General features: G+C 43.2%; 7 protein-coding genes and 1 other annotated feature. Of the genes, 2 read left to right on the forward strand and 5 right to left on the reverse strand.

All coding sequences use genetic code 11. The annotated features are described in order from the left end of the window. The 3 genes from GXZ17_RS04575 to GXZ17_RS04585 form a co-directional block, all read right to left on the reverse strand. The coding region (locus GXZ17_RS04575; protein ID WP_409376106.1) for a chromate transporter at positions 1-244 on the reverse strand (244 nt) is incomplete at its 3' end. Between the two features lie 999 nt (positions 245-1,243). Then, entirely contained in the window at positions 1,244-1,849 is a 606-nt protein-coding gene (locus tag GXZ17_RS04580; protein WP_409376107.1) for a plasmid pRiA4b ORF-3 family protein, read from the reverse strand. Positions 1,850-1,886: 37 nt separating this feature from the next. Continuing rightward, the gene (locus GXZ17_RS04585) at positions 1,887-3,257 is read right to left on the reverse strand and encodes a DUF6880 family protein (RefSeq protein WP_409376108.1); all 1,371 of its coding nucleotides are present in this window, start codon (positions 3,255-3,257) and stop codon (positions 1,887-1,889) included. 803 nt (positions 3,258-4,060) lie between these two features. On the opposite strand from GXZ17_RS04585, the gene GXZ17_RS04590 reads away from it, so the two are divergent. Then, on the forward strand, positions 4,061-5,305 hold the full coding sequence (locus tag GXZ17_RS04590) for an amidohydrolase family protein (protein WP_409376109.1): 1,245 nt from the start codon (positions 4,061-4,063) through the stop codon (positions 5,303-5,305). A gap of 148 nt (positions 5,306-5,453) precedes the next feature. On the opposite strand, the gene GXZ17_RS04595 is transcribed toward GXZ17_RS04590, so the two are convergent. Then, positions 5,454-5,807: a hypothetical protein gene (locus GXZ17_RS04595; protein ID WP_409376110.1), complete on the reverse strand. Its 354-nt coding sequence runs from the start codon at positions 5,805-5,807 to the stop codon at positions 5,454-5,456. Next, complete coding sequence (locus GXZ17_RS04600) at positions 5,773-6,048, reverse strand: hypothetical protein (protein ID WP_409376111.1); 276 nt, start codon at positions 6,046-6,048, stop codon at positions 5,773-5,775. The genes GXZ17_RS04595 and GXZ17_RS04600 overlap by 35 nt, the downstream gene beginning before the upstream one ends. A gap of 393 nt (positions 6,049-6,441) precedes the next feature. Then, positions 6,442-6,673, forward strand: a binding site (T-box leader). A gap of 47 nt (positions 6,674-6,720) precedes the next feature. On the opposite strand from GXZ17_RS04600, the gene GXZ17_RS04605 reads away from it, so the two are divergent. Beyond that, on the forward strand, positions 6,721-7,613 hold an 893-nt coding region (locus GXZ17_RS04605; protein WP_409376112.1), incomplete at its 3' end, for a homocysteine biosynthesis protein.

The raw sequence follows: 7,613 nt of genomic DNA on the forward strand, positions 1-7,613 counted from the left end.
CCAGGTGTCTATACTGGAGGAAAAAAGAGGCAACAAACATAATAACCAGGAAAGAAGGAAGAACTGCTCCTGAGATAGCTGCAATGCTTCCCGTTATTCCTCCTACCTTTCTTCCCACAAAGCAAGCAGTATTTATAGCAATCGCTCCCGGTAAGCTCTGAGCTACAGAAAGCCCTTCAATAAATTCTTCTTCGGTTAACATCTTCTTTTTTTCTACTATTTCTCGCTTAATCAAGGGGAGCATAGCATACCCTCCTCCCCAGGTAAAAGCTCCAATTTTAAAAAAAGAGAAGAAAAGAGAAAAAAGAGTTATTCTTTTTTTCTCTGGGGGGCACACTTTTCAAACCTCTAATTCTATTGAGTAGCGGCACTGGTCTGCCCGGATGACGCTTTTCCGATATTCAAATGGTTCTCTATTTTCTCTCACAGCAGCTTTTTCATTTTCAAAACGTCTATGCATTCACGTAATGATACTAATCTTTCTAACTGTTGACAAGGGGGGCGAGTCAGGTTGTGAGGTGTTCGTCAAACATTAAAGAGATATAGTTTTCTGCATGACAGGTCATAAAGAAGGGAGCGTTGCCCCCTTCTTTTGTGTGGAGTCTTTTCTTTTGCTATAAGGAATATAGGAGATAATCTCGCTTTTATATTTATTGAATTATCTCAGAAAGAAAAGGCGAGATTACCACATATTGATGCTACGAATTCACAATGCCTGCCCGGAGGAATCGCCAAGGTCAGCAAAATCTGCCTGCTCGCAATAACAACTTGAGGAAAGCGACACCAGGCTATTCGAGCTCGCGATGACGGTTTAGAGAGATGGCCGTTTTTCTCTCTGGAGAGAGGCAAGGTGAGGGTGAATCAACTCGCCACCCCCCTATAAACCCCCTGAAAAGATGAAAACACAAAAAGACAAAAGAAAAAGACAAAAATAACCCGGAGGAAAAAGCCTCCGTGTCGTCACCCCTGAATGGTTCTATCAGGAATCCAAATTATTTAAGGGTAAAAGTCTCTGGATTCCCGATTACTAATTTCAGGACTAACAGGGGAGGCCCCATGCTGCTTCGCAGCACCAGATAACAATGAAAACCTGGGGCTATCCCGTTAGTGTTTAGTTTTTTAAGCTTTTAAGTTTTAGTCTTTTATTTTTAGTTTTTCTCCTTCGGGTGGCAATAAGGGGCACTCCCCCTTATTGCCGTTCACAAAACAATCAGGCGCACCCCCTATCATCTCCTTGGCGTATCTATTCCTCCTCAAAGGCTTTCTTAAAGCGGATGGCAGGGTCGTCAAATACTACTTTCTTCGGGTCAAAGTGTTCGGGGTCGAATTTTCCTCCCAACCACGTTAACATTTCTTCGTATTCATCATCGTCTGGATTGCTAATGATTTCTAAGAGTCTTTCGTATCCCGAAACCCCTCCACAATCTTCCGGAGGGCAGGCTCTTTTCCCTCCCAGACATACTGGATACCTAACCCCGGTTTCTCGAGGTAGAATTTTTTCTAGTTCTACTTCGTGTTCCCAGCCATCACCAAAATCATAAAAATATACTGCTACTTTATTTTCCGGAGTAAACCACTTGGCAATTTTCTGCCTCCAGCCGGAAAGAGTTGCCCTGCTCCAATCGTCGTCATCGCTAGGAAGTCCTATTAGCTTCAGAGCTCCTGTAGCGGGATTAACTATTTCAAACCGATGAAGGTGGTAATCTTGCCAGCCCATAACATCCTGGATGGCCACATGTAAATCCCAGAAAGTATAGGTTTCTGGAACCTGGATTCGCCGCCAGATGGGTGGTTTGATTCTTTTTAAAGTGATTTTGAACTGGTATACCCGATCAAATTTTCTTTTCATGATTTACCCCCTCTTAAGATTAGTGCAAAACTTAACTTTATTTACCTTTCTCATATTTGAGCCAGAAGCTTTTCTTCCGAGCGTGAGTCTCTGCTATTTTTTGGTAATACAGCTCGTGAGGTGGAAACCCCTGCCAGTCAGAAACTTGAGGGGCAAGTTCCTCCAATTTTTTCAAATAGCGTACTCCATGGTGATAATATTTGGATTGGGCTCGGCTCAGAATAGATTCCAAAAGCTCCCGGTAGATAACGGTAGCCGCAAGTAGCCGGTTTTCCTTTTCAAAACGCTGGGCCAGAGGCAACATGAGATTATACAGGTCGCCGTTTAAAGCAGTTACATTTTCCAATAGATACTTTTGGGCGAGATCAATCTGGTTGGTATCAAGCAAGAAAGATAGATCAGAATAGGAAAAAGAAGGAGTGACCAAAATTTCCTGGCTGGCTTCGGCTATCACTTTTTCTCGTTGGTGTTCGCCAATGATGGACAAAAGCTCTTCTAAAGTATCGATGTCTTTGTGTTGACGGAACATTTTCCAGGCTACTTCTGCTAATTTTTCCTGGTCGTTGATTTTTCGATAAACATCTAACAACAATTTATCTCGCCTATATTCTTCTAAAATTGTCTTTTGTGGAATTTGCTTTACCCAATGAAGGGCTTTCCCCGGGTCTTGTGCTTCTAAATAGACCTCGGCAATATTTAAACAGGTGGCAGGAGAAAGATCGGGCCAGATAGCTAAGGCAGCTTTCTCAAACAGGGGAGCATCCTGTAGCTGACGAGCTAATGACTCTACTGCAAAAAGAGAGTGTCGAGCAGTATATTGACCATCTGTGGTAGTTTTATCAATATTTTCGGCATTCTCCCAGAACCGTTGGGCCAGGGAGCGCAAAGTTTCCTCGGGCAAAAATTGGGAAGCTTGGTCCACCAATTTTTCCCGGACTCCGTATTCGTCTTCTTGGTAAAGCTTGAAAACTAAGTCGGACAGGTATGATTTATTTGCTATATCCCGAGCATAATGGGTAAAAAGCTCAGTGGCATCGAAACGAAATATCTCTCCCATAAACCCGTAAGAATCGTCACAGGATTCTAAAATTTTGCTGTCAATTTCAAAGAGAGCTACCACAAGCTCTAGCCCAGTTTTGGGGTCTTCTATTACCGCCTGGATATCGGCTAAAAAATCTGCTAGTTCTTGGGCATAACTGCGAGCTTCTCCTTTTCCCACGAATCGCTCTCTCCGCTTTAGGCCAGCTAATTTTGCCTTAAAATACCGGAGGCTATCCTCCGGAGAGGATAGTAATCGCTCAACTAGTTTCCTGGCCTGGTCGCTGCGGGTGGATAAATCCAAAAGAGCATCGGCTAACTTTTCAGCTCCCAATCCGATCAGTTGTTCTCTGGGGTTGACAGGTGTCATCGAATTAAACCTCACCCTAATAACTCAAGTTGATTTTCATTTTACCACTTTTTTACCCTTGGGTTACTTTTTTCAGAGTTGGATAAGTTCCCACTGGAGCCGGTTCCATCCGCAACTTCTAAGCTTTACATCCTAATTTCCCGGAAAATTATAACTATGTTTCGGGTCAAGCCCCAGACTCTCTATAGTTTGGGGCTTGGTGATCTCTGTGAAAATGGGTTCATACTTGCTGCAATAGCAAACTTGAGTCAGTGCCTTCCACTCCAGGAGCAGATCCCAAACTGTGTACTTCTCAATCAGCCCGGTATCTCGCATCTTTTTCCGCAAAGCACTCAGGTAAATGAGAACAATAAACTGGATAAAAAGCTGACCATCCATAATGGGAAAACTGTGAATGCGGAGTCGTTAAAACCCTGTTTTCATAATTATAATCATGACTGTTATTAAAAGGATTTGTGAAGAAAATATTGCCACAAAGCAGTTTATTTTCAGGTTTTTAGAGGTTCATAGTTATAAAATACTCGCGGGAAATCAGGTTGCTTTTAACCTTTAATCCTACGCTGCAGGCACTGAGGATGTTTTCTATCCCCAGTAGTTTCTTGTCTTTTGTTATTTCTTTTTTGCATCTGTCTTTTAACTTTTTAGCACCGCAGGTAGTTTTGGACATGACAAAAAGGGATGTCCCCCCTGAATGTCTTTACGAGGTGTCCAGAGGCTTTTATAAAAAGATTGCAGAGTGAGGTTACCTTCTGTGGTTTTTGTGATTAACTATATAATTATGATAACCGAGAGGAGGTCGAAAAATGAACAAATTTTCTCAAGAGCTGTTTTCTCTTTTTTTGGAGAGTCCTAAAATTGATACCCATGAGCACTTGCTTCCCCCGAAGCAGTTTAGAGAAAACCCCGATATTCTATTATCTATTCTGGAACGGAGCTATTTATCCTGGATTCTATCTGGTACCACAGGAAAAAGCTCTGGCTTAACTCGAGAAGAGTTATTGTCTCGACTTAAAACCATTCCCGCAAGCTCTTTTTACCGCTATTTAATTCGAGCGTTCCAGTTTATGTATGAATTTCGAGAAAACACCCTCAACCGGGAAAACTGGGAAGGTCTTTCTCAGCAAATCAGAGAGAGCTATGAAAAGGATGATATGATAAAAAAGTGGTTGTCTGGCCGATTAAATATCCAGAAAATCATTCTCGATCGTTACTGGATAGTGGGAGATTTTCAAGTAGATAGAGAAATTTTTTCTCCCGTTCTGCGACTGGATTCTTTCTTTTTTGGCTATAGTCGGGAAGCCCGTGACCACGACGGTCAAAGCCCCTATTTTTATGCCGACCGAGAAAGGATACAAGTGGAAACTTTTAGCGAATATTTAAGCCTGATTGACCACATTCTTCAAAAAGGGATGAGAGAGGGAATTTCTGCACTTAAACTTGCCATTGCCTATGACCGGGGACTTTCTTTTAAACAGGTAACTCGAACGAAAGCTGAGGTGGCTTTTTACCGAAAAGCAGGAGAAGAAACCCCGGAGGAAATTGCTAATTTTCAGGATTTTATTTTCCATTACTCTTTCCAAAAAGCTGAGGAGTTAGGCCTTCCCATTCAAATTCACACCGGCCCGGGCAAAGCTTTTCAGACAGCCCCCTCTCTTTTGGGGCCAATTCTGGAAGAATACCGGACAGTAAAGGTTTCTCTTTTCCATGGAGGGTTTCCCTGGGTGGGAGAGCCAGGAGCCATGGCGCTTTTTTATCCCCATCTCTATTTAGATTTAGTATGGCTTCCTCTTTTATCCCCTGCTTTTTCTCGGCTGGCTCTCAGGGAGTGGCTGGAGACTACCGGAGGATCCCGGATAATGATGGGGGGAGATTCCTGGAATGTAGAAGGAGCAGTGGGGTCGATATTGTTTAATCTGGAGACTATGGCTCAGGTTCTGGGAGAAATGGTAGATACTGGATATTTAAGCATGAATGAGGCTCAGGAAATCGGTAAAATGATTCTCTGGGATAATCCTCGGGAGTTTTTCCTCCCACCTCAGGAGAAATAAGCAATTTATGATGACAGAAGGGAGGAGATACGCTGAAGAAGCGGTCATAAAAAGAGACTCTGTTTGCCCTGGTTAATAAATAAAATACAGGGAGCATGCTTAACCACAAAAACTCTGATAATACTACCGAGGAAAATTCCTATCTCTTTCAGGAGTTTTTGCCCTTTTCTTTTGTTTTATTCTTTTTTGGGTGTTTTTTCTTTTGTTCAAGGGCTGAAGGAGAGACAGTGCTTTTTCGCCGAGAAGGAATAAAAGAGGAGAAATGATCCACATCTTCCGAGGTAACTATCCCCCAATCTTGCAAAATATGTAAAACAGCCTCTCTTTTGGCTTCTTGTCCGAGGAGCTGGCCTATCATACCTAAATAATCTGAGTTAGAAATCAGATAACCGTGTTCCATTCCCTGCCGTTTCACTGCCAGCTCCAAGAGCTCATGCACTACCGGGGTTTGAGTTCCCAGCAAAATCCTACTGGCTCTCAGATGTTCCCTTTTCGCAGGCATAAAGTCTTTTTACATCCTCAATCAGTAAATCGGGTATGGTTTTAGTCTTTTCAAATAGATCACTATAGGCATCCACCCATCTCCGCCATATCTCTCTTACCTGGTCATCACCAACCGGCGCCCCTTTTTCTAAAAAGGCTGTAGGTTTGGTAGCATTTAGCCATTCAGTAATGGTCTTCAAGGTTTCCAGAGTAGCAAACCGTCGATCAGCCATCTCTCGAGTGTAATCTTTAATATCCATGGTGATTCCTCCTTCACATCTTTGGTTCTCCTATTTTACTCTCTCCATTTCTTTTTATCAATAAGCGGGTACTGCGTGCACTCGAGAATTTGAAATTCGCTCTTCAGGAGGGATGATAGCCAACCAGCATAATTACTAAAATGGGTAAAGAAATGTTTGAGGACAATTAAGAAGTCGGCAGAAGTTTTATAAACGGTTATGTGTAGGATTGTAACACCGAGATTAAGATACTAAAGAGAAATATTGGGGTTTAAGGAATGTAGAGGCTTACTGGAGAAAGATACTACCGCGATTCTCACCACAAAGATAATGTTTCCACCCAATTTGACAGAGAGCCCTCGCCCTATTGACAAACGAGGGGGGAAATTATACAATTTAGCTCACTTTAATAGAATAAAGACTGAGAGCAGGATTAGTAACCAGGGGAAGGATTAGAGAGAGCCTGGATAAGGTGGGAGTCAGGTATTCAGAACCTGGTGAAATGGCCTGGGAGTTGAAGCTGCGAAATTAAGTAGTGGTTTACGGGTAGTCTCCGTTAAAAAGACTGCACTCTTCCAGTGTAAAAGAGGTTGGCTTGTGCCAGCGAAATAGGGTGGTACCACGAGATTAACCCCTCGTCCCTCGACGAGGGGTTTTTTGTTATATAAGGAAGAAATAGCAGGAGGTGAGAAAATGGGAGAAAAACTCCGGACTTATGAAGAAATCAATGAAAAAATCCGACAGGGTAAAGCAGTAGTGGTGACTGCTGAGGAAGTAATTGACTTAGTAGAAGAAAAAGGTGTAGAAAAGGTTGCTCAAGAAGTAGATGTGGTGACCACTGGCACTTTTGGAGTGATGTGCTCATCAGGAGCTTTTTTTAATATCGGGCACACCAAGCCCCGCATGAAAGTCAGCGAAGCCTATCTCAACGGAGTAATGGCCTACTCTGGTTTAGCTGCTGTGGATTTCTACATCGGGGCAGCGCAGGTAGCTCAGGATGCCCCACTCAACAAAATCCATCCCGGAGAATTTAAGTATGGTGGAGGACATGTGATTCAGGATTTAGTGGCAGGAAAAGACGTCCTTCTCGAGGCCTATGGTTATGGAACAGCTTGCTATCCCCGCCGAAAGTTAGTAACCTGGATCAATTTGGCGGACTTAAACGAAGCCTACCTTTTTAACCCCCGCAATGCTTACCAGAACTACAACGTGGCGGTGAACCTCTCTTCTAAAACCCTGTATACCTATATGGGGGTCTTGCTCCCCAAATTAGGCAATGCCAATTATTCTTCCGCCGGACAACTTTCTCCTCTGCTTAATGACCCTTTTTATCGAGTAATCGGGGTAGGAACGCGAATTTTTCTGGGAGGAGGAGTGGGATATGTAGCCTGGCAGGGGACGCAACACAACCCTGGAGTAGAGAGAAACGAACGAGGTATACCCAAAGATGGAGCAGGAACCCTGGCGGTTATTGGAGATTTAAAAGGAATGAATGCTAACTGGTTGTGGGGAGTAAGCATGAGAGGCTATGGTTGCTCTATGGCCGTGGGTCTGGGAGTCCCTATTCCTATCCTAGATGAAGAAAC

Origin of the sequence: Candidatus Sordicultor fermentans, assembly GCF_012728195.1 — a bacterium.
In the GTDB taxonomy this organism is placed as follows: Bacteria; Atribacterota; Atribacteria; order Atribacterales; family Caldatribacteriaceae; genus Sordicultor; species Sordicultor fermentans.